The 21,601-nt window shown below is 48.5% G+C and carries 13 protein-coding genes and 2 CRISPR repeat arrays; of the genes, 11 read left to right on the top strand and 2 right to left on the bottom strand.

Going from position 1 to position 21,601, the window contains the following annotated elements; translation table 11 throughout:
• The first annotated feature begins 78 nt into the window (after window positions 1-78).
• The 11 genes from FUA23_RS16675 to cas2 all read left to right on the top strand — a co-directional run bounded on the left by FUA23_RS16675 (window position 79) and on the right by cas2 (window position 13,314).
• Window positions 79-813: a CRISPR-associated endonuclease Cas6 gene (locus FUA23_RS16675; RefSeq protein WP_147931901.1), complete on the top strand. Its 735-nt coding sequence runs from the start codon at window positions 79-81 to the stop codon at window positions 811-813.
• Window positions 814-873: 60 nt separating this feature from the next.
• Entirely contained in the window at window positions 874-3,423 is a 2,550-nt protein-coding gene (gene cas10, locus FUA23_RS16670; protein ID WP_147931900.1) for a type III-A CRISPR-associated protein Cas10/Csm1, read from the top strand.
• On the top strand, window positions 3,416-3,841 hold the full coding sequence (gene csm2, locus FUA23_RS16665) for a type III-A CRISPR-associated protein Csm2 (RefSeq protein WP_147931899.1): 426 nt from the start codon (window positions 3,416-3,418) through the stop codon (window positions 3,839-3,841). Before cas10 ends, csm2 begins: the two co-directional genes overlap by 8 nt.
• A gap of 8 nt (window positions 3,842-3,849) precedes the next feature.
• Window positions 3,850-4,515, top strand: a complete 666-nt coding sequence (gene csm3 / locus FUA23_RS16660; RefSeq protein ID WP_147931898.1) for a type III-A CRISPR-associated RAMP protein Csm3 — start codon at window positions 3,850-3,852, stop codon at window positions 4,513-4,515.
• Window positions 4,516-4,522: 7 nt separating this feature from the next.
• Window positions 4,523-5,548, top strand: a complete 1,026-nt coding sequence (csm4, locus tag FUA23_RS16655; protein ID WP_147931897.1) for a type III-A CRISPR-associated RAMP protein Csm4 — start codon at window positions 4,523-4,525, stop codon at window positions 5,546-5,548.
• Entirely contained in the window at window positions 5,548-7,119 is a 1,572-nt protein-coding gene (locus FUA23_RS16650; protein ID WP_147931896.1) for an RAMP superfamily CRISPR-associated protein, read from the top strand. The genes csm4 and FUA23_RS16650 overlap by 1 nt, the downstream gene beginning before the upstream one ends.
• Window positions 7,119-8,600 (top strand): hypothetical protein, encoded by a 1,482-nt coding sequence (locus FUA23_RS16645; RefSeq protein WP_147931895.1) that lies wholly within the window; start codon window positions 7,119-7,121, stop codon window positions 8,598-8,600. The genes FUA23_RS16650 and FUA23_RS16645 overlap by 1 nt, the downstream gene beginning before the upstream one ends.
• 525 nt (window positions 8,601-9,125) lie before the next feature.
• A complete protein-coding gene (locus tag FUA23_RS16640; protein WP_147931894.1) occupies window positions 9,126-10,586 on the top strand; it encodes an ATP-dependent DNA helicase in 1,461 nt (486 codons plus the stop codon).
• A gap of 142 nt (window positions 10,587-10,728) precedes the next feature.
• On the top strand, window positions 10,729-11,733 hold the full coding sequence (gene cas1 / locus FUA23_RS16635) for a CRISPR-associated endonuclease Cas1 (protein ID WP_147931893.1): 1,005 nt from the start codon (window positions 10,729-10,731) through the stop codon (window positions 11,731-11,733).
• Window positions 11,734-11,784: 51 nt separating this feature from the next.
• On the top strand, window positions 11,785-12,840 hold the full coding sequence (locus FUA23_RS16630; protein ID WP_147931892.1) for a CRISPR-associated primase-polymerase type B: 1,056 nt from the start codon (window positions 11,785-11,787) through the stop codon (window positions 12,838-12,840).
• A 6-nt stretch (window positions 12,841-12,846) separates the two neighbouring features.
• Window positions 12,847-13,314 carry a CRISPR-associated endonuclease Cas2 gene (gene cas2 / locus FUA23_RS16625; RefSeq protein ID WP_147931891.1) on the top strand — a complete coding sequence of 156 codons (468 nt, stop codon included), beginning with the start codon at window positions 12,847-12,849 and terminating at the stop codon, window positions 13,312-13,314.
• 135 nt (window positions 13,315-13,449) lie between these two features.
• Window positions 13,450-16,934: a CRISPR direct-repeat array (repeat unit 37 nt; unit sequence CCTCCGGAGCATCATCCATCACAAGAAGGATTAAGAC).
• A gap of 144 nt (window positions 16,935-17,078) precedes the next feature.
• Window positions 17,079-18,476: direct repeats of the CRISPR family, unit length 37 nt; unit sequence CCTCCGGAGCATCATCCATCACAAGAAGGATTAAGAC.
• Between the two features lie 40 nt (window positions 18,477-18,516).
• On the opposite strand, the gene FUA23_RS16620 is transcribed toward cas2, so the two are convergent.
• The gene (locus tag FUA23_RS16620; protein WP_147931890.1) at window positions 18,517-19,656 is read right to left on the bottom strand and encodes a hypothetical protein; all 1,140 of its coding nucleotides are present in this window, start codon (window positions 19,654-19,656) and stop codon (window positions 18,517-18,519) included.
• Window positions 19,644-21,596, bottom strand: coding sequence for an FAD-dependent oxidoreductase (locus FUA23_RS16615; protein ID WP_147931889.1), 1,953 nt, complete (start codon window positions 21,594-21,596; stop codon window positions 19,644-19,646). The genes FUA23_RS16620 and FUA23_RS16615 overlap by 13 nt, the downstream gene beginning before the upstream one ends.
• Window positions 21,597-21,601 lie beyond the last annotated feature (5 nt).

Here is a 21,601-nt window from a genome sequence, read left to right as displayed (position 1 = left end):
ACTGTAGAACGCTACCTTACGACTATTCAGGTAGTGAGTCTCTCATGTGATAATACAAATCTCCTTATCCAAGCATAAATGAAAAAAATAAAAACCCTGTTCATTCAATTGGCGACCCCTCTCGCTCCGGATGAGATTAGTCAATTCCGTGCAGCCGTTATTGAAGCTACTGACCGGGAACACAATATCTTCCACAACCATCGTAGCGACAATACCTATTATTATCGCTACCCTCTAATCCAATACAAAAGTGTCAATCGACAGGCTGCTCTTTTTTGCCTGGAAGAAGGCACTGATCTAATTCATCATTTTCTGGGAAAACAAGAAATATCGTTACGGATTGGGAAAAGACAAGAAGCGCTTTCGGTAGATCGAGTAAACTTACAGCAGGTGTTATTACAGACATGGTCTAGTGACATAGAGTATCGTCTATTCGACTGGCAGGCACTCAATCAGAAAAACTACGCACAGTGGCAAAAACTCGAAAAAGAGAGTTTGAGTAAGCAGGTAGCCTTTTTAGAAAAAATTCTTACAGGCAATATTTTATCAGCATGTAAAGGAATGGGATTTCGAGTTGAGGAACGCCTTACTGTGAAAATAAGAAAGCTAGGTAGAGTTAGCTGGCGTTCTTTCAAAGGACAATCCATTCGTACCTTTAATATTGACTTTTCGGTCAATTTAAGCCTGCCTGAATATATTGGTTTAGGCAAGGGGGCCAGTATGGGTTTTGGTGTTTTGCGCACTGCTCGTAAACCGAAAGCTAAACAATCACCCGACATCTTAGCAACTGAGCTAAGCAACAGTAAAACCTAACGAGAAACAACCTATTGAGCCTTTCCCCTGTACCCAATAAATTTTCACGATAAAAATCTGATGCCCACAACTACTTCTACCGAAAAACAGCAACTGATACTAGCAGCTTTACTACATGGTATTGGCAAATTCTGGCAGCGTAGTGATAGTCCCTTGTTCGAGGGCTCTGCGATTAAGAATTTGGACGAAACTCATCTTCGTTCATTTGCACCTGTTGATCATAATGGTATCCCCGCCTTTCAACATGTGCTCTGGACTTACCAATTTCTGGAAGACTTCTCAGATAAGTTCAAGAAACTAAGACTTTGGGAAACTAGTCTGGGAAAGTTATCAGAATTAGCAGCTCGTTATAATCTACCAAGCACAGAGCCTGAAAAAATGCTACAACTTGCTAGTACTTGGTGTTCTGGCAATGAATCAGTAGAAGCCGAACTTTCTGTTCCCAATGGGAGTACTGAATCAAAAAGGCTCCTCTTGCAATCAATATTTAGTCGTGCAAAAATAAGTGGGCAGAAGGCAACCGATAGAACTTTACCAGTGCGTTCATTGTCGATTGAGGGCACCAAGCCATTTCTGATTAATGAAGAGTTTACCGCTTCGGAAGTAGAAAAGGTTCACAAATCTTATCGTAAACTTTGGAGCGATTTCAGGGATGATTTTGCACGTATCCCTACTGAATCTGCTGAAGATTTTCTTTTTACTCTACAGCAGGTACTACGTAAGTATTGCTCGTGTATTCCTATGAACACTGGTAAGGTACGCACGATTAATCTTTACGAGCATCTAAAGACAACTGCCGCATTAGTAACGTGTCTACACGACTTCAGTACTGAAAAGCAGATAAATACTGCATCTATTAAGGAGCATGATCATCTTCTTATTAAGATGATTTGTTTAGACCTGAGCGGTATCCAGTCATTTATCTACGACATATCCAGCAGTAAAGCTTACAAAAGCCTGAAAGGACGTTCATTTTTTCTTACCGCTCTCATTGAGCAAATGACGACCGTACTGCTACGGGAAACCAATCAACACTACCCAAACATACTGTATGCTTCCGGAGGCAAAGCCTATTATCTGTTACCTAATACGGAAGCGGTAACTAAAGGCTTGGCTCGAGCACGTCATCTTATTGAAGACCAGGCTTACTATGAAGAAGGCGGCAGTATTTTCCCAGCCATGGGAGAAGTTGTGTTTGGCTTTCGGGGAACGCAGGTTGTTTCAGACGATGGCTTGGAAAGTCTTGGTGCGCTGTGGAAGGCCGTAAGTGATCGCGCTAGTCAGCAAAAAAACCGCCGCTACGAACGAATACTACAATCATCCTTTGAGGATATTTTTAGTGAAAAGGGTGAGCCAGCCTTACTTTCTGGTAGTACCGATCAGCTTTGTGCAGTGACGGGAGTTCCCATTCCAAAAGGGAAAGGCAACCGACTTAATGAGGGAGATAAGGACAGCCCATTAATTACTCAAAGGGTAAACGACCACATTTCCGCAGGCAAAAAACTCAAAAATGCCAACTATCTGCTTTATGCAAATCAGGCTAGCCATGATCTGAGCTTTTCCAAGTTAGACCGAGTACTTGGTCTGCGAGCCGAATCAGGGGAAGCCCGATCCGGAGAACAACGTCTGCGATTGAATAGCACCAACTTTTTACCCCCTGCGGCTCAACAGGGAGGCTATGGCTTTTGCTTTTATGGAGGTAACAGTCAGCCGGACGCCCGCGGAAGAAAGGAAGTTGCTGAGTTTGAAGACTTATGCTGGTATAAAGATTCCAAAAGCGGAGACCCGCAGTACGCTTTGCTAGGTGTGTTACGGATGGATGTGGATAGTCTCGGGCAGCTTTTCATCAAAGGTTTCGCGGATAAAGACAAGAGTTTTGCCGCCTACGCTACGCTCTCCGCTCAATTAGATTTCTTCTTCAGCGGCTATATCAACATAATCCGGGAAGAGGCAGATTTTAAAAATCAGGTTTCCATAGTTTATTCAGGCGGTGACGACGTTTTTGCCCTCGGCCGCTGGGACCGTATCATCGATTTCGGGAAACGCATTCGAGAAGAGTTTCGGGATTTTGTTGGTCGTGATGACCTAACGATTTCAGCAGGTATTAGTATAGTGAATCATAAATATCCTATCTATCGGGCGGCTGAGATGGCCGGAGATGAGGAAGATCGGGCAAAATCCCACCGCTTCAAGGCCAAAAATTCTGATGAGCAACCTAAAAATGCACTCGCAATCTTCGGAATAGCGTTAAATTGGGATGAAGAATTTCCCGCAGTCGAGAAGCTTAAAACAGAGCTATTAGAACACGAAGCCAATGGACTTAATCGTGCAATTTTACACACGATTCAGGAAGCTTACGTACAGAGCCTACCAGATCCTAAAACTAATGCTGTGGACTTCAGCTATAAGTGGAGGACCGCCTACACCCTGAAACGGATGGCTGATCGGTACAATAAAAACCAAAAAGCCATCGGGGATTTCATCGAAAAACTAAACCAGGAATTATTGCACAACGACGCATTCGGTGCCGATCACTATCTCAAACTCGCCGCAGTGGCGTCGCGCTGGGCCGAGTTGGAACTTAAACTTAAAACCACTGCCAATGCCTGACCATAACAGAAACCGGAACAGAGATCGTGAAGCTAATCGTAAGCCGCCGCCGCGAAAAATTGATACCAAGTGGATAACTGATGCACATGCTATTGATAATGCTGCTGTAGACTGGGCGGAAGAGGCGGGAAAGTACCTCGTAGAGAAAAAATTAACTGCCTCCAGCCTTCGCCGATTCTTCGGAGAGATACGTAGAATAGAAGGTGATTTTGAAAAGTATAATAATGACGTTCCGATGCTCCGCGCACGGCTAGCGTATGATACAGGACGTAAAGGAAAGCCAGGAGTTAAGGAATTCAAAGACCTTGTAATGCCTGGCCTATTAGCAGTTGAACAGGATAAAAGCAAATTCCTTCGCTTTATCAAAATGATTGAGGCCATAGTCGCCTTTCACAAAGCAAATAATGGTGCACAATAATTTATCAAATGAGTAAAAAACTAATCAAAAAAATCGCCTTCAAAGGCTCCCTACACTTGCTATCTGGCTTGTACATCGGTGACAGTAACGAACAGGTTGATATTGGCGGAATTGACCGTACGGTAGTGCGTCGCCCAGATAACAACCAACCCTACATTCCCGGAAGTTCCCTCAAAGGAAAAATTCGGAGTCTGTTAGAACAGACTCGAGGGGCTGCTAATGTCGGTGATAGCGAAGAGGTAAATAAACTCTTTGGGAACATCGAAAATAAGAAGTCTGATAACCGTGCCAGTCGTCTTATCGTTCGGGATAGCTATTTGACCGAAGAGAGTGAAAAAGCCCTAAGTGAATCAATTTATACCGATTATCCTTACACGGAAGTAAAGTTTGAAAACTCGATTGACCGGGTGAAGGGAATAGCGGGTAATCCTCGTAAAACAGAGCGAGTACCAGTCGGTTCCATTTTCAGCATAGAGCTTATCGTCAATATCTGGTCTGGCGAAGACGAGGCCAGCGAAGCTGAACAGATCGCCTTGCTAAAAGAGGGCATTCAACTACTGGAGGCGGACTATCTGGGAGGTAGCGGTTCACGGGGCTACGGGCAGGTACAGATCGATATGGACTTTGAAAAGCCCCAGATATTATATCCGGGCGAGTACGCAGGTGCCAAGTAAGTTGAACATGAGCAAAGTATCTACTTCCTACCAACTATACCGACTCACCTTCACTGGTCCGGTCCATCTAGGAGACGACCGACCGGATGATTACGCAAAGAGTGCCGACTTTTTGCACTCAGACAGCCTTCACGCTGCGCTCTTGGCCACTATGGCTAAAATGGGCGAGCCAGTACCAGGTTTAGAAGGACCGGGCTATACACTCAGTTCCTGCTTCCCTTTTGGGCAGGATACTTCAGGTAAGACTATTTACTTCTTTCCGAAGCCGCTTCTAAACTTTGACCTCGGCAAAGACGAGATCGACTACGCCAAAAAGCTCAAGCGGGTACGCTGGGTGGACACTGAATATCTTGGACATTTACTGAATGGCACCCCGGTTGATTTCGGTGGTTCAGGACAACCTAATTTGCAAGGGATATATCTGACTTCTTCCACACTGCCGGAGAAAAATCCCGTTGCGACGGCCACAACTGGACAACGGGTGACGGTTTCTCGTGAAGAAAAAGATGCTATTCCCTTTATCAGCCAGCGACTCTTCTTCAGTTCCAAGGCGGGGCTTTTCTTCCTTTTTGATGGCGACGATGCGGCAAAACAACGCCTCGAAAGTGCCTTGCATTTGTTACAAAATGAAGGACTGGGTACTGACCGGAGCGTTGGCAATGGCCTTTTTGAATTTAAGCACGATAACATCACGTTGGAACACCCTAAGGATGCTTCTCATGCTGTAAACCTTTCTTTGTTCTGCCCCGAGAACGCTGCTCAACTCAGCAGTATGCTCGATACAGAAGGGGCTAAAACTACTTACCGCGTTGTGCGGCGCGGAGGATGGGTGACGGGGGCAGATGGCCGCACGTTGCGTAAACGGTCAATCGGGATGCTAGCGGAGGGGAGCGTACTAAAGACCTCAGACAAACAAGCCGGGAGAAAAGCTATCAACCTTGGGCCGTTAGATGAAAACGGCCAGCCTTTACTACCCCATCCGGTTTGGCGTAACGGACAAGCCATTTTTCTACCCTGCAAACCTGTTAACTAATGACGAACAATACTTACGAACTCTACGTGCTCACCCAAACGCCACTGCACATTGGGGGAGAACAGGAAAAGCATTGGGATAAGGGCTTTGACTACTTTGAAGAAGGAATAGACAATGGTCCTACCACTATCTGGAAAGTGAACGAGCGCAAGGTTATCGAACGTATCGGTTTAGATTACTATGTACAGGCCCTGGAAAAAGGTCCAGCTGGCTTTAAGGAAGTATTGCGACAGCGGGGACTACGTAAGTATCCCGACTATTGTGGCAAGGTTGGAGAAATTGAGGGAAGCGGAATGCAACTACATCGCATGATCGCGGAAGGCAAAACCGGCTTTCCTTACCTGCCCGGCACATCTCTTAAAGGAGGTATCCGGTCCGCACTGTTCAAAGCCTTTGGTGGTAGCATTGCTCAGAATAACGATCGAGACGTATTCGGACAGTTTGCCAACTCGATTATGCGCTTCGTTCAGGTGAGTGATGTTTATTTTGACCATCCTGGAAAATTGTATAACTCCCGGGTCTATAACGGTCATTTAGATAGGAGGAGCGAGCGTTGGGAAGGGAGATGGAAATACCGATCAGGTAGCGGTAACAACGAAAATGATTTCCAGAATGATGGTTTCGCCACCACTCTACAAACTGTTCCTCCGGGACAAGTTGGTAAACTTCGCTTGAGGCTTCGGTCCAGTGATTTAGCGCAATACCGACAAGCTGCTAAAGAAGAGCAACGTAAGATAGACCAAGGGATTTCAAGACAAAATAAGCGAACAATCAGGAGCGTTCCTGCAAAGGCCACTCAACTACTTACGACTCCCTCTCCCTTGGAATATTTCTTCACTGCCCTCTATGAATACACCAGTGAATATCTCCAACGAGAAATCGATTTCTTCACGGAGCTAGAGGGTGATAAGTCTGACCTTATTCTTAAGGAACTAAAAAGGCTTCAAGCGGTTAATTCGGCTAACAGTCCACTCCTCAGGCTTGGATATGGTTCCGGCTTTCATGCAGTCACCGGAGACTATCAAGTTGAAAATCATCTTTCTACTCTGTCAATACCCCTTAAGTTCAAAAAAAAGAGAAGAGGAGAAGAAATAATCGAAGAGAAAAGAATGAAATCCCGCCGCCTAGCCTTTGACTGGGATGAGCAAAAAGAGGATTACCGCTTTTATCTGCTTGGATTCATCCAGCTGCTGACTCCAGAAGCCGCAGCACCTCACCTCAAGCGCCAGCAAAAGGAAAGGCAACAAAAACAAGCAACTATCATAAATAAGCCCGTAACGCAAGAAGTGTCCTCTGCTAAACTTCCGGCAGGTACGTCAACACCTGATGCTAAGCCTAAGCTGGTGCAGAAAACTGTGAAGCAGCTAAAACGTGGTGTAAAGGTTTTAGCCATAGTTAAGAATACCCGAGGAAATAAAGTAATTGTCGCACCCCAGTTAGAAGGTCACAACAACACCAATCTTGAAATTTCTTACCCTGCCGGGGTCGCTACGGGCAAAATTGTAGAAATTACAGTAATGCTCCAAGGGAAAAAAATAATAGCACAACGTGGGCTAAAAATCATCAAATAATGAATAACAAAGATATACTTATCGTGACATTGGGTACTAGAGATGTTCAGCTACCCAAATCAACTGCCGAAGAATGGTTTGGTGAAAAATCGAAGAAATTATATCGCCCCAATATAGATAGACTTGTAATTCCACGAGTTTTCGGGCAAGCTGTACTGAAGCATACTAAGGGATACGAGAACAATTCTGGAAAGCAAAAACAATTGCTTGAATTGGAATTCCCAATCTTGAAGCCCGCACTTGATTTTTTGAGAATGGAGAGCGAGGAAGAGAAGCCAGGTCTGAATAGGATTGGTAAAATTATCTTTATAGTAACAGATCAATCCACCGAGATCGATGAGCGGTATCGTGCAAACGATAGCATCCACTTTGCTGAGCTACTCAAACGTATTGTACCCCTACATTTTGATGAATTGAGTGAAACTGATTTTCAGGTTAAGCGTGTAACAGACAGCGTACAGGACTATGTAGAAAACAGCTTGCGTTTCTTTACTTACGTTAAGTCAGATCAACTTTTTAATAATTTTAACTCAAGCAGGCAAAACCTCTACTTGCTAAACCTTGGCGGGATAGACGCCATCAACCAAAGTCTATCGCTTGCACTTCTTAACCGATTTGGTGAAAAAGTTCGCCAATTAAGTGTCTCTGAAGAATTTGGTGTTGCTTCGCTCACCAATTTCCCAATCCACTATCAGAGAGAACGTGAAAGTTACCAAGCCAAACGACTAATCGAAAATTATAACTATTCTGCGATAAAAACCTTGAACAGTTTACCTGAGGATGTGATTAAGGCTACCGAATCTCTCGATGCAAGACTAGGTTTTGATTTTGATCGCGCTAAACATAAAGCTAATGCTATTCGTGACACAAAGCTCAAGCGAACTATACTCAAGTCAATACAATACGCGGAGCGAAACAAGGTGAAAGAACTCTACCGTAACGCAAGAATTAAGCTCGAAAACGAAAACTATGTAGACTTTCTTCTACGACTATACAGACTTACTGAGGAATATGTGAGAACACAAGTCGGTCGTTTATTGCCAGGTATAGAGGTTAATGTCAACAAAAAGCGGTGGGAATCGCAGATTAAGGCCATGCGGCAGGACGCTAATTATAGCAATTTATTTGAAGCAACTGAGAAAATGAATGCCCCAGGAGGCAATGGGAAGATAGATATTTCATTTCAAGGAGTGCCAGCTTACCTTGCCATCTGGAAATACTATGAACCAACAGAAGCAAAGAACTTCAACCTTATCATTTCACTTAATGATCTTCGTAATAAAAGTATTGGCGCACACGATTTTGAACCTGTTAGTCGGCCTATTATCGAGAAAGAGCTGAAGAAGAACAGTGCATCTCTTGAACAATTAATTGCAAGTTTGGACGATATTTTTCTTTCTTCGCAAGACATTTCTGGATTTGATCGAATTAATCAGGAAATTTTCGAGGCACTAGGTCGTATGCAGTTAAATCCAATGTAAATTCATGTTTAGAGTTCTCTGCAGTAGGGTTGTAGTCAAAATACTCATTTGGCCACTATAGCCGCGCCTACAAAAGAAGGATTATGACACTTGGCTTTTGGTATTCTTCCTGTAAATTAACGGCCCCATCCATCAAAAGAAGGATTAAGGCCGATCAGGACTCGGGTATCGGCGATACTCTTCTTAACTTCGGAGCCTCATCCACCACAAGAGGGATTAAGACTTGTTCTCGTTGGGCTCAATCTCGAAGAAGGCCCAGTCCTCCGAAACTTTACCCATTACAAGAAGGATTAAGACGCTTGGCGTTTGGTATGCTTCCAGTAAATGGACACCAACCCATCCCCCAAAACAAGGATCTCCCCTCCCCTCACGCCTTGAAGTGAGTGCGCAGGGCCCCGTCCCTTACAAGAAGGATTGATTTGTTCGCCCGTACGCGGGCTCGTACCCCATAGGGCCTCTTGTGCCCTACAGGACAATCGCACAGTGCCCGTTGGCGGCCTGCTCAATTACGTAATCCATCACCCCATGTCTTCCCTCCAACTCACCCCTCACCAACAGCAAATCTTCACCCGTCTGCAGGCCTTCGTGGCGGGCAATGATCACCAGGTATTCCTCCTCAAAGGTTACGCCGGCACGGGCAAGACCACCCTGGTCAGTTTCCTGCTGCGGCACCTCGAAGCAAGCAAAGCCGGCGTCACGCCGGTGCTGATGGCCAGCACCGGCCGGGCGGCCAAGGTGCTGAGCCGAAAAACCGGCGTGGCGGCCACCACCGTCCACAGCTATATTTACCGCTTTGAGGGAGTGGACGACGGGCAGGCCGCCGAGGACGAAGACTACGACGAAAAGACCGGTCAGCTGATGCTCACTTTCGGGCTGCGCGAACCGGAACAGGACGCGAAAGACAACTACCTGTTCATCATCGACGAGGCCAGTATGCTCTCTCACCTGGAGGGCTCGGGCGAAAGCGCCACCCGCTTTGGCTCGGGCAGTATGCTGGCCGACTTCTTCCACTTCGTGGGTAAGCATAAAGTGCTCTTCATCGGCGACCCCGTACAGCTGCCGCCGCCGGTAGGCAAAGAGCCCTTTTCCAGCGCGCTGGATGCGGAATTTCTGCGCGCCACCTACGGCCTCGGGGTAACGGAGCGGGAGCTCCGCCACGTCATCCGGCAGAAGGAAGACAACCCCGTACTCGCCCTGGCCACCGAACTGCGGGGCTACGTGGACCGGGGAGAAACCAGAAAGAACTGGCAGCCGGTGCTGAAAAAGCCCGACTCGCCCTTCTTCACCCCCTACACCCAGGCGCTGATGGCCGACCGCTACCTGGCCGCCACGAAAGACGACTTTGCCGCGGCGCTCATCATTACCCACTCCAACAAGCAAACCCATTACCTCAACAACATCGTCCGGGCCAAGCGGTACCCACCCAAACAACTTCACCGATTGCAGCGCAACGAGCTGCTGCAGGTTGTCCAGAATAATCACCTGGTACCGCTGGCCAACGGCGATCAGGTACTGGTGCGCGATGCGCGCCCGCTGGGGAAATCGGGGGGCTTCTTCTTCCTGACCATCAAAGCGGAAGACGTCAATACCGGAGAGGTCCACGAAGTACCGCTGCTCTACGATTTCCTGTTCGACCAGCGGGCCAACTTCAGCGGGGATGATTTTCGTAAGCTGCTCATCGATTTCGACAAGCGGGCCCGCAAGCGGGGGCTGAAGCGAAAATCGGAAGCCTACCTCGAGGCCATGCGCGAAGATAAGTTCCTCAACGCCCTACGCGCTAAGTTCGGCTACGCAGTCACCTGCCACAAAGCCCAGGGCGGCGAGTGGGACACCATCTTCCTCAACCTCAGCGAAACGATCAACATGCTGCCCCCGGAGAGCCGGTACCGCTGGCTGTACACCGCCGTGACGCGGGCCAGCAAGCAACTGGAACTGAAACACATCCGGAAAGGCGGCAAGCCGGTCAGGAAAGTCAAAATACACTGACAAAGGCAGAGAAAAGGGCGCGGCCGCTGGTGCAAAGGGAAGGACAAAGGCAATGTGACCTGGCTCCTTATCCCTCCACCCTGCACCCGCGGCCGCGCATAAAAAATTCATCGGTTCCGTATAATCAATTTCCCAAACGTGTATGCACATCATCCTGAATAGTTACGGTGCTTCGTTGCAACGAGACCACGGTAATTTCCTGATTAAAACCGCCCAGGCAGAACAGCGGCTCAACCCAAGCCAAATCCGTAGTATCAACGTAGGCAAAGGCGCGAAGATGACATCAGACGCCGTGCTGCTGGCCATCGAGAACCAGATCGACGTTGTTTTTGTCGACCACAGCGGCAACCCGCAGGGGCGGGTCTGGAGCGTAAAATTCGGTTCCATCAGTGACATCCGCCGCAAGCAACTCGATTTCTTCTATGGCCCCGAGGCGCTGGAGTGGGTCAAAGAACTGGTGCGGGAAAAGATCGACAATCAGGTCGCTCTTCTGCTAACGCTGCAGATTGACAGCGAAGACCCGCTGCGGCGGCGCATCAACCGGGGCATCCGGGCGATGGAAGACTACCGCAGTAAAGTAAAGGCCCTGAATGACAGCCGGCTGGAGGACGCCGCCCCCACGCTGCGGGGATGGGAAGGAGCCGCCTCCCGCAAATACTTTCAGCTCATCAGTGCCTACCTCCCGGAGGGCTATCGGTTTGAACGCCGAAGCCAACACCCTGCTGCCGATGACTTCAACGCAATGCTCAACTATGGCTACGGAATGCTGTACGGAAAAATTGAAGGCGCTCTGATCCGTGCCGGAGTAGACCCATACCTCGGAATTTTTCACCGTGATGGCTACAACCGACCTGCTTTAGTTTACGACATCATCGAGCGCTACCGCATTTGGGTGGATTATGTTGTTCTGCAGTTGTGCCGGCAGGAAGCCATGACGGAGGAGTGTTTCCGCTGGGAAGGACAGGCCCGGATGCTGGACGGCCTGGGCAAACGGATCGTCATCCAATCGGTAAACGACTACCTCGCCGAAGTTATTCAGCGTGGCGCACTCCGCAGATCCCGGCAGGAACACCTGCAAAGGGAAGCACACGCTCTCGCTAAATTCTTTCTGGAATACTCGCCCGTCAAGCTCCCTTCGGAGCACTAAACAGGGCCTCACCGCACTACAACATTCCGCACTGATTCAATATTTGCCGCTATGTCTCAACCCGCCACTTATGACCTTCCTCCACTAATGCTGGGCCGAAAGCTTACTGCTCCGTCTGATCCTCTGGAGCGGGTTCACGTTGAACGTATTTTTCAGGGCCTGACGCGCCCGAAACCAGCTTTCCGGGATATGATCAGCCGTTTGCGAACCATTGCCTCGGTGGATACCGCAAAGTATCGTCAGTTGAAAAAAACACTACCGTACATCGTATGCGGCATCTTCCACCCTTCTATTCGCCGCAAGCAGCACTTCGCTACTATTCATTATTTCATTCTTGACCTGGACCACCTGGCGGACGGAAACCTGACGGCGGCAGAGGTACGGGATAAACTGTCGGGGCTGCCCCGGCCGCTGCTTGGTTTTACCAGCCCTGGTGGCGATGGCTACAAAGTGCTCTTCCGGCTTGCCACGCCCTGCAGTGATGCGGCGCGTTTTCATGCCTTTTATCAGGCTTTCGCCCGCAAATTCGCAAGAGAGCACGGCTGGGAACACGTGGTTGACTACCAGACCTGTGATGTTACCCGTGCCTGTTTTATGAGCTACGACCCCGAAGCGTTTTATCATCCGAATGCTGCTCCGGTAGAACTGAACAACTACCTGACCGAGCCACTCGCCCTGCCATCAGGTACGGAACAGGAAAGAGCACCACGGTTACCGCAGCCGGCGGCAAAAAACAAAAAGGCGATTGCCGGCCCGGACGAAGAGACCCTCGGGAACATCCGCCAGAAGCTAAACCCCAAACGCCGAAAATCAAGTAAGGAAAGAACGATAGTGCAGCCCGAAGAAATCAGTAGCGCTATTGACTACTTTAAAGAGAACCTTTCGGAATACGACCTCCGGCTAACGGATAACGAAGCCATCAGTTACGGCCGGCGGCTGCGCATCATGGCAAACAAAGGAATCTGGTGCGAGCTGAACCTTTTCTACGGCAAAAGAGGCTTTACGATAGTCAAAACAACCAAAAGCGGCAGTCACGCAGAACTGGCGGAATTGGCAGCCAAAGTACTCCGGGAACTACTCCATGATCGTTTTGATCAGCTCAATTAAAACGATGTGGCGAAAAGACAACGGCGTAGCCTCAAAGAAAGGCTGGAACACATTACGCAAGCAGGTATCCAGCCACCGCCCGGCCGAATTCCTCCGGACGATCAACTACCTGACCTTAACGAACGCGTGGCTCAAATTCTTGGTATCATCCAGGCCGCCCCTATCAAAGCAGATGCGATGGTTTACCTGATAATGTACGATATTACCGACAATAAGGTTCGGCGAGAAATCGCGAACTACCTCATTACTGCGGGCTGTACCCGCATCCAGAAAAGTGTTTACCTGATCAAGACCGCAAACGCACGATTTGAAGAAATCCACGACACGTTGCGTGAAGTTAACGAGTTGTACGCCAACGATGACAGTATCATCCTTGTTCCCGTAAACAGCAGTGACGTACGGGGGATGAAACTTATCGGGCAAAATGTGGACATACAATTGATAACGGACCCTCCGAATACACTCTTTTTTTAATATATTCGTGTCGTAATCCCTACCGGCTATGCAGCAAGAGATTAAAGAAAAGTCACTTTTGGCGGTGAAAGCCAAGCCTACCCTTCTCCGGAACAGGCATAACAAGCTGAAAACAAATATATTAGAAAAAGAACTCCTCCGGAGCATCATCCATCACAAGAAGGATTAAGACCCTCCCATCAATTTTTAAAGTATCTTCAAACGTGCCTCCGGAGCATCATCCATCACAAGAAGGATTAAGACTAGTTAGGGCAAAATCGTAAACAGCCGAAGGTCCAACCTCCGGAGCATCATCCATCACAAGAAGGATTAAGACTTTGCCCAAAAACTCCAACTCGTAGTTTTCTCCAATTCCTCCGGAGCATCATCCATCACAAGAAGGATTAAGACTGTCTTTTGGTTGTTATAGCAATTAGGTCGTTTAGCCTCCGGAGCATCATCCATCACAAGAAGGATTAAGACTCTTTGAAATTCAGCCTTGTGCTTATTGGGCTTCTTGCCTCCGGAGCATCATCCATCACAAGAAGGATTAAGACTACCTTTACAAAGTCGGAAAACTCCGACTTTATCCTCCGGAGCATCATCCATCACAAGAAGGATTAAGACTCTGTGTTTTATTTTATTCCATTCCTGAGCTATTGCCTCCGGAGCATCATCCATCACAAGAAGGATTAAGACAGCAGCTTCAATGTAAGAAAACAGAGCAGCACCCTCCGGAGCATCATCCATCACAAGAAGGATTAAGACTTTGTTGTTCATCCCAAGAATTGATTTCTTCATTCCTCCGGAGCATCATCCATCACAAGAAGGATTAAGACCTGATAATATTGATCTTATGTGCATTTCTCTGCGTTCCTCCGGAGCATCATCCATCACAAGAAGGATTAAGACTCTTCCACGAAGATAGCGTTATTTACTTTGTACGCCCTCCGGAGCATCATCCATCACAAGAAGGATTAAGACCGGGTTGCCCGCAACATTTACATCCGCGAAACAGCCTCCGGAGCATCATCCATCACAAGAAGGATTAAGACCAGTTCTTCTGCATGATTACATGTCTTCATAACACCTCCGGAGCATCATCCATCACAAGAAGGATTAAGACTTGAAACGGTCAGGGTGGGAAGCTGAGCTTGCGGGACCTCCGGAGCATCATCCATCACAAGAAGGATTAAGACCGCCGGTTTCGACCCGGACCAAGCTGCTGTACTGGCCTCCGGAGCATCATCCATCACAAGAAGGATTAAGACTTACAGCTTCGTTGTGGGCTTCATTGATTTCTTTGCCTCCGGAGCATCATCCATCACAAGAAGGATTAAGACGATTAAATCTAAACCAGTCATCGCAAAAGGATAAACCTCCGGAGCATCATCCATCACAAGAAGGATTAAGACTTACGGGCTCAGGTGTGAGCGGCACTAAATTAGTACCTCCGGAGCATCATCCATCACAAGAAGGATTAAGACATTTTGTAATTTCCCCCTACAAACCTTTGTAGGGGCCTCCGGAGCATCATCCATCACAAGAAGGATTAAGACAACCCGATAATCGCCGAAGCGGTCTTCGGGTTCACCTCCGGAGCATCATCCATCACAAGAAGGATTAAGACTCACCGTCTCATTTCCACGGCGATCTACGCTGGTACCTCCGGAGCATCATCCATCACAAGAAGGATTAAGACAATTGGTTCAGGAGATGACGGTAATTACCAGCCCAACCTCCGGAGCATCATCCATCACAAGAAGGATTAAGACTTGTTTTCTAATGTTTACTGCCAACTGACGAAACCGCCTCCGGAGCATCATCCATCACAAGAAGGATTAAGACTCCCACCCATGTTACATGGGAGACGATAAAGGAACCTCCGGAGCATCATCCATCACAAGAAGGATTAAGACCTTGCACCGTCTCAAGGTACGGAGGCTCTTTAGGTCCTCCGGAGCATCATCCATCACAAGAAGGATTAAGACTTAATGAGTTCTTCGGCAAGAACTTTAACGTTTTCCTCCAGAGCATCATCCATCACAAGAAGGATTAAGACCGCATTCACGCCCAAAACCGGGCCGCTGGATGGCCTCCGGAGCATCATCCATCACAAGAAGGATTAAGACTGTGTTGAGCAGGTTTGCAAACTCCTGAACGCTGCCCCTCCGGAGCATCATCCATCACAAGAAGGATTAAGACTCTTCATCCAGCCCGATTGGCTCCCCGTCGAAAACCTCCGGAGCATCATCCATCACAAGAAGGATTAAGACTTCGTTGCCCCAACGTATTGCAGGGCCGCCAATTCCTCCGGAGCATCATCCATCACAAGAAGGATTAAGACTTCCGAACTCCCCCACCGGTAAAAACTATTATTCCCTCCGGAGCATCATCCATCACAAGAAGGATTAAGACAGATTAAGGACCATATTAAAGATTAAATTGTAACTCCTCCGGAGCATCATCCATCACAAGAAGGATTAAGACGAACGTTGTACACTCTTGCGAGGTCAAACGCGAACCTCCGGAGCATCATCCATCACAAGAAGGATTAAGACAAGGTGAATTTTAACCTTGACTCCGGCTTTTCAGCCCTCCGGAGCATCATCCATCACAAGAAGGATTAAGACAGAATGTTCTGCGTAAAAGCACATAGATCCTTCCCTCCGGAGCATCATCCATCACAAGAAGGATTAAGACCTTAGTTCTGAGTCGAAAGGACATCGGCATCAGCCTCCGGAGCATCATCCATCACAAGAAGGATTAAGACCTTAGTTCTGAGTCGAAAGGACATCGGCATCAGCAGTAGCGCCTCCGGAGCATCATCCATCACAAGAAGGATTAAGACGAATTTAAGAGTGTTTAATAAGATGGTGAAGGGTTCCTCCGGAGCATCATCCATCACAAGAAGGATTAAGACATTTGCTCCGGCGACTTCGGCGCCGGTGGTAAGTCCTCCGGAGCATCATCCATCACAAGAAGGATTAAGACTATCTACATTTGTTCCAAAGAATAGAAATCCATTCCCTCCGGAGCATCATCCATCACAAGAAGGATTAAGACCTTAATGAGCTTCTCATAGTTCATAGATTCTGACCCCTCCGGAGCATCATCCATCACAAGAAGGATTAAGACTCGTATAAGTCATCCTTAATAGACCGTAGTTCTCCCACCTCCGGAGCATCATCCATCACAAGAAGGATTAAGACTATGATCCCAACGTTTACGTCGTGGGTGTCTTTGCACCTCCGGAGCATCATCCATCACAAGAAGGATTAAGACAGGAAGTATTTCTCCCATTGTTAAACGAAATCCGTCCTCCGGAGCATCATCCATCACAAGAAGGATTAAGACTAGTGCTACCTCATTCTTCTTAAGTATTTTGTACTCCTCCGGAGCATCATCCATCACAAGAAGGATTAAGACCAGGAGTCTCACTGTGTATATAACACCTTCTTTCGCCTCCGGAGCATCATCCATCACAAGAAGGATTAAGACAATGAATAATGTTGCTAGAGCTAGTAATATAAGCCTCCGGAGCATCATCCATCACAAGAAGGATTAAGACTTCCTTGCACGTTTGCAAAAATTGTTTGCGGGTCCTCCGGAGCATCATCCATCACAAGAAGGATTAAGACCACGGATGGGGTGTTATGATTCAACCAATACTACTCTACATTTTGATTTTCCCCCTCTCCCCCCGCCCTCTCCAACAAGCTTCGCCTAAGGCTCAGCGGAGAGGGAGCCAAAAATGTAGAGTAATGTGGTTTCAACCACATCAAACCTCCGGAGCATCATCCATCACAAGAAGGATCAAGACCGAAGTAATTGGTATTGCCCAGGTAAGGCATCACCTCCGGAGCATCATCCATCACAAGAAGGATTAAGACTAACCGTAAAGTATCCATTTAAAAAGAATGTAGTCCTCCGGAGCATCATCCATCACAAGAAGGATTAAGACATCTCCGCGTCTGGCCGACATACCTCTTCGGCAAACCTCCGGAGCATCATCCATCACAAGAAGGATTAAGACACATCATAGGGTGCGCAATGGGTGACCGTGCCGGCGCCTCCGGAGCATCATCCATCACAAGAAGGATTAAGACAAATTATGCGTACCTAAAGATACAGCAGTAGTTCCTCCGGAGCATCATCCATCACAAGAAGGATTAAGACAGTAGTTGGTGTTACCCAGGAACGGCATCAAGATACCTCCGGAGCATCATCCATCACAAGAAGGATTAAGACCACCAACAGATGGTGTGTTATGGTTCAGCCACATGCCTCCGGAGCATCATCCATCACAAGAAGGATTAAGACCGTTAACCTGCCCGTTGTAGGCAGACGTGAGGTAAGACCTCCGGAGCATCATCCATCACAAGAAGGATTAAGACAGATCTTCGGTGGTTAGCTCAATAACGTCTTCCTCCGGAGCATCATCCATCACAAGAAGGATTAAGACTTCGGCAATGATTGCCGAACTGCTTTTAATTGTAACCTCCGGAGCATCATCCATCACAAGAAGGATTAAGACTGTAATTTCATCTACGGAGAGTGCTCCGAAAGAACCCCTCCGGAGCATCATCCATCACAAGAAGGATTAAGACTGTATCCGCTAGGATGTGCCAGGGTGAGCGGGTCCTCCGGAGCATCATCCATCACAAGAAGGATTAAGACCTGCGTAGGAATGCGGGTAATTGCCTGGGGCCTAACCTCCGGAGCATCATCCATCACAAGAAGGATTAAGACCCCGTCAGTTCGAGGGCGTATGCAAGGTCTTCGACCTCCGGAGCATCATCCATCACAAGAAGGATTAAGACCCCATATCCTGAACCATATTGCTCAGTGCCTTCACCTCCGGAGCATCATCCATCACAAGAAGGATTAAGACTCCTAGATACTTTCCCTCTTTGTTTTTGGCAACCCACCTCCGGAGCATCATCCATCACAAGAAGGATTAAGACTGCCCGTTGTACGCCGATGTGAGGTAAGAAACTATCCTCCGGAGCATCATCCATCACAAGAAGGATTAAGACCATAACTAACATAATAAAAGTAATGAACCAGCATTCCTCCGGAGCATCATCCATCACAAGAAGGATTAAGACTTCAGAAGAAAGTTCAATGTATTTCAAATAAATTGCCTCCGGAGCATCATCCATCACAAGAAGGATTAAGACCGTTCAGAAAACGGCAGCCTGAAGGCTGCCGAACAGGTCTTCACAGCCGCCCTGAATGCAGCCGGCCGAACTCCTCCACTTTTGCCTTTCCGTCCGGTGCAAGGGCTTGGTTGCTCAGAAACCAGTACACGCCCCTGGCGATGATGAAGTCATCGGCCGCCAGCAGGTTGAGCAGAAGTTCGTTCAGGGTGTCGTCGCTGATATTTCTGCGCGACAAATAACTGAGCAACAGGTTCACTTCCTCGTACGAGTTCAGCAGCGGAACGTAATATGGCAATTCTGAGAGGATCTCTTCCGGGGGGTGCTTATCATCGTGCAATACCGATTTCAGGAACAGGACACGTTGCCGGGGACCGGCACCAGAAAAAATTCGCCTGACGGCAGAGCGCATAGTTTCCTTCGGGCCTCCGTTCAGGTAATTGATGGCAAGTTTAGTATTGTTGGTCTCCCACTCCCGGGTGGCGGCGACTACAGCGGCAATGGTAGCTTCGTCGTATAGACTTCGTTTCTCGAGTTGCACCAGGGCCATCCTTACCGACGAAGAATCGAGGGGCAGCAAACTGAGCAGTTCCCGGTCTGAATAGGAGTGCCCGGCAATTTCGAACATGGTATCTCTGATTTCGGAATTTGCCCAGTGCCACAGGGTATAACACGTCCAGGCAGCTCCTTCTACGGTTGCAGCTTTGTCGGTTAGTATCGTGGCCCCGGAGATACCGTCTATCCCGGAGCTATCAACGTTCAAGTCAACGATTTGTCCCAACTCGAAGGCCTGAAACACCGAATTTTTGTCTTTAAGAATCCGATGAAGTTTGTCATAGTCGGCGGTATCAAAGGGAGTTCCGTCCTTTTTCTCCAGCTCAACTCCTTTCGCAAGCTCAAGGCTGTGATAGTTGCCGAACTTATCCCAGATCAGGCCAACGTCCACCACTTTGCACAATCCGTTAAGGCAAATGACCGACTCCACCTCCATCCTGAAATCGAGCGTGTGTCCGGAGTCTGCTTTTCTTTCTACCAGCAGGCATTCCTTCGCCTGCTTCATCCCGGGGTGAAAAACGGTAAGGTGGTGTACGACCTCCTGCCCGTAGGAGCTAAAACTACAAATCCCAGGCAGAAAACAACTGCTCAGGAATCCCAGAATACAAGAAAAAATGATGCCCTTAAAGGCTCCTAAGTATAGCATCGTATTTCAAACAGTTTTGCGTTCTTCTCACCGTAAGTCTCCTTCAGTTTCAGCCGGACAGCCGTGGTTCTGACCTCATCAAAGTCGAATTTGATCAGCCGGGTACGGTTTTTTTCGATGGCCCCCAGGCTCACCCACTTTCCGTTCACCCGGGCTTCCAGGTCCAGAGATTTCATCAGCTCAGAAGGAACATCGTTGCGGTAAATCCCCTTATTCGCACTGTCGTTGCGCATCATGATGAGCCGCTTCAGATTGGTATCGCATTTTACCTGAACGGAAGACAAGTTCACCGGCGCCTCCCACTCGAGTTGAAGCTCTGCCGGCAGCCCGTCCGACTGCCAATGGTGAATTTCATTCCCCACATCCCGGGAAACCCCGTCGGTCAGCAAAGCGGCATCGCCTGAGCGCGTGCTTGAGGCAACGATAACCGAGGCTTTTCGGGCCAGGTCTTTTGCGTCCCTGGCGGGCCGCTTGGGGATGTAGGCATCATCCCGCATCAATTGTTCCTGCAGTTCATCAATATACTCTTCGCCCAGGGCTCTTGGCAGCACGTCTTTTTTCACACACAGCGCCGCTGCGGTTCCTACTGCCTGCCCTTCCAAAGCGCAGGTAGCCATAATTCGGGAGGACGACAGAGCCATGTGCGTCTGACTGATGTTACGGCCGGCGAATAAAAGGTTGGGGATGTTTTTCGAATACAAAGACCTGAAAGGTATCTGGTACACCTCGTCAAACCGCTCATGAAAGTAAGACGGCGGCTCACTGAGGTTCTCGATGCCTCCGGGATTGTGCTCATCCAATGACCAGCCGCCATAAGCAACCGCATCCCTGAAGTCGCGCGCTCCCAGCATATCCGGTTCGCACAGAATGTAATCGCCGATAAACCTGCGCGACTCGCGCTTACCGGGCAAAGAACAAACCCAATCGAGGGCGAAATTCTCCGTTTCCGGGTGCTTGCCGGAATTTTTCAGGTAGTCCCAAACCCCGTAGGCGTATCCCATCAGCTTGTGCTTGGTGTCTTCAAACTCACCGATGATGTCATTTTCACTGCCCAGTTCTACCCACCAGAACCCTGCGGTAAAGGGCGATAGTTTCCGGCCCTTTACTGATTTCTCTGCTTCGTACTTCAACGTGAAGGAAGGTGCTTCAAAAGGCATTGGCTTTCCCATGTCTTTTGAGGCAAGCAATACCGTTGACCCCATCTGCCAGCCATCCGCCACTGCGGGGGCGTACTTTTCATTGAACTCCGAGGATGCTTCCCGCCCCGTACGGTACAATGCTCCGGCGGTTGCTCCCAGCAATCCGTCTCCGGAGCAGTCGATGAATAACTCTGCATGAATGGTGAACCGGGTTTCGGTTGTCATCTGCCAGCAGTCTGCAGCTACTATCTTTCCGCCCGATACTTCCGCTTTCATGGCCGAAGTATTCAGCATCAGGCTGATGTTCGGCTCCCTGGTAACGAAGTCGTAAAGAACGTGGTCCCAAACCGGATAAGACTCCTGCTGATTATGGAAGCGGTTGTGCAGTAAAATTTCTTCGATGATGCCGGTTTCCCGCTCTGGCTTTCCATCTTTGAGGTGATTGGCTCCGTTGAGGTGAACCCTGATTTCGCTGGAAGCATTGCCCCCCAAAACCGGGCGGTCCTGGACCAAAACAACCTGCGCCCCGTTACGGGCGGCTGCCACAGCGGCACAAATTCCGGCTGCGCCGCCACCAATTACTGCTACTTCGCACTGAATCGTTTTATGGCGGCTTTCGTAGGCCCGCTTCCCCGCCCCCATATGCTGCCATTGCTCGGGATCCGTTCCTGTATGGGTTTCTTCAGCGGCCGAAGGCAGCACTTGCTTGTTCGGGGTAGCACACGACTGACCAAAGAGTGGCAACACACTGGCGGCAATCGCCCCTTTTAATCCTCTCGCAAAGAATTTTCTCCTCTTCATAATTT

The organism is Neolewinella aurantiaca (assembly GCF_008014675.1).
In the GTDB taxonomy this organism is placed as follows: Bacteria; Bacteroidota; Bacteroidia; order Chitinophagales; family Saprospiraceae; genus Neolewinella; species Neolewinella aurantiaca.
The sequence above is the reverse complement of the archived record's forward strand: the minus strand, read 5'-3'. Positions and strand labels throughout refer to the sequence as shown.

Bases quoted from the DNA above. Each gene is read 5' to 3' on its own strand.
- FUA23_RS16675 (WP_147931901.1), top strand. From the start codon at position 79: ATGAAAAAAATAAAAACCCTGTTCATTCAATTGGCGACCCCTCTCGCT.
- cas10 (WP_147931900.1), top strand. From the start codon at position 874: ATGCCCACAACTACTTCTACCGAAAAACAGCAACTGATACTAGCAGCT.
- csm2 (WP_147931899.1), top strand. From the start codon at position 3,416: ATGCCTGACCATAACAGAAACCGGAACAGAGATCGTGAAGCTAATCGT.
- csm3 (WP_147931898.1), top strand. From the start codon at position 3,850: ATGAGTAAAAAACTAATCAAAAAAATCGCCTTCAAAGGCTCCCTACAC.
- csm4 (WP_147931897.1), top strand. From the start codon at position 4,523: ATGAGCAAAGTATCTACTTCCTACCAACTATACCGACTCACCTTCACT.
- FUA23_RS16650 (WP_147931896.1), top strand. From the start codon at position 5,548: ATGACGAACAATACTTACGAACTCTACGTGCTCACCCAAACGCCACTG.
- FUA23_RS16645 (WP_147931895.1), top strand. From the start codon at position 7,119: ATGAATAACAAAGATATACTTATCGTGACATTGGGTACTAGAGATGTT.
- FUA23_RS16640 (WP_147931894.1), top strand. From the start codon at position 9,126: ATGTCTTCCCTCCAACTCACCCCTCACCAACAGCAAATCTTCACCCGT.
- cas1 (WP_147931893.1), top strand. From the start codon at position 10,729: ATGCACATCATCCTGAATAGTTACGGTGCTTCGTTGCAACGAGACCAC.
- FUA23_RS16630 (WP_147931892.1), top strand. From the start codon at position 11,785: ATGTCTCAACCCGCCACTTATGACCTTCCTCCACTAATGCTGGGCCGA.
- FUA23_RS16620 (WP_147931890.1), bottom strand. From the start codon at position 19,656: ATGCTATACTTAGGAGCCTTTAAGGGCATCATTTTTTCTTGTATTCTG.
- FUA23_RS16615 (WP_147931889.1), bottom strand. From the start codon at position 21,596: ATGAAGAGGAGAAAATTCTTTGCGAGAGGATTAAAAGGGGCGATTGCC.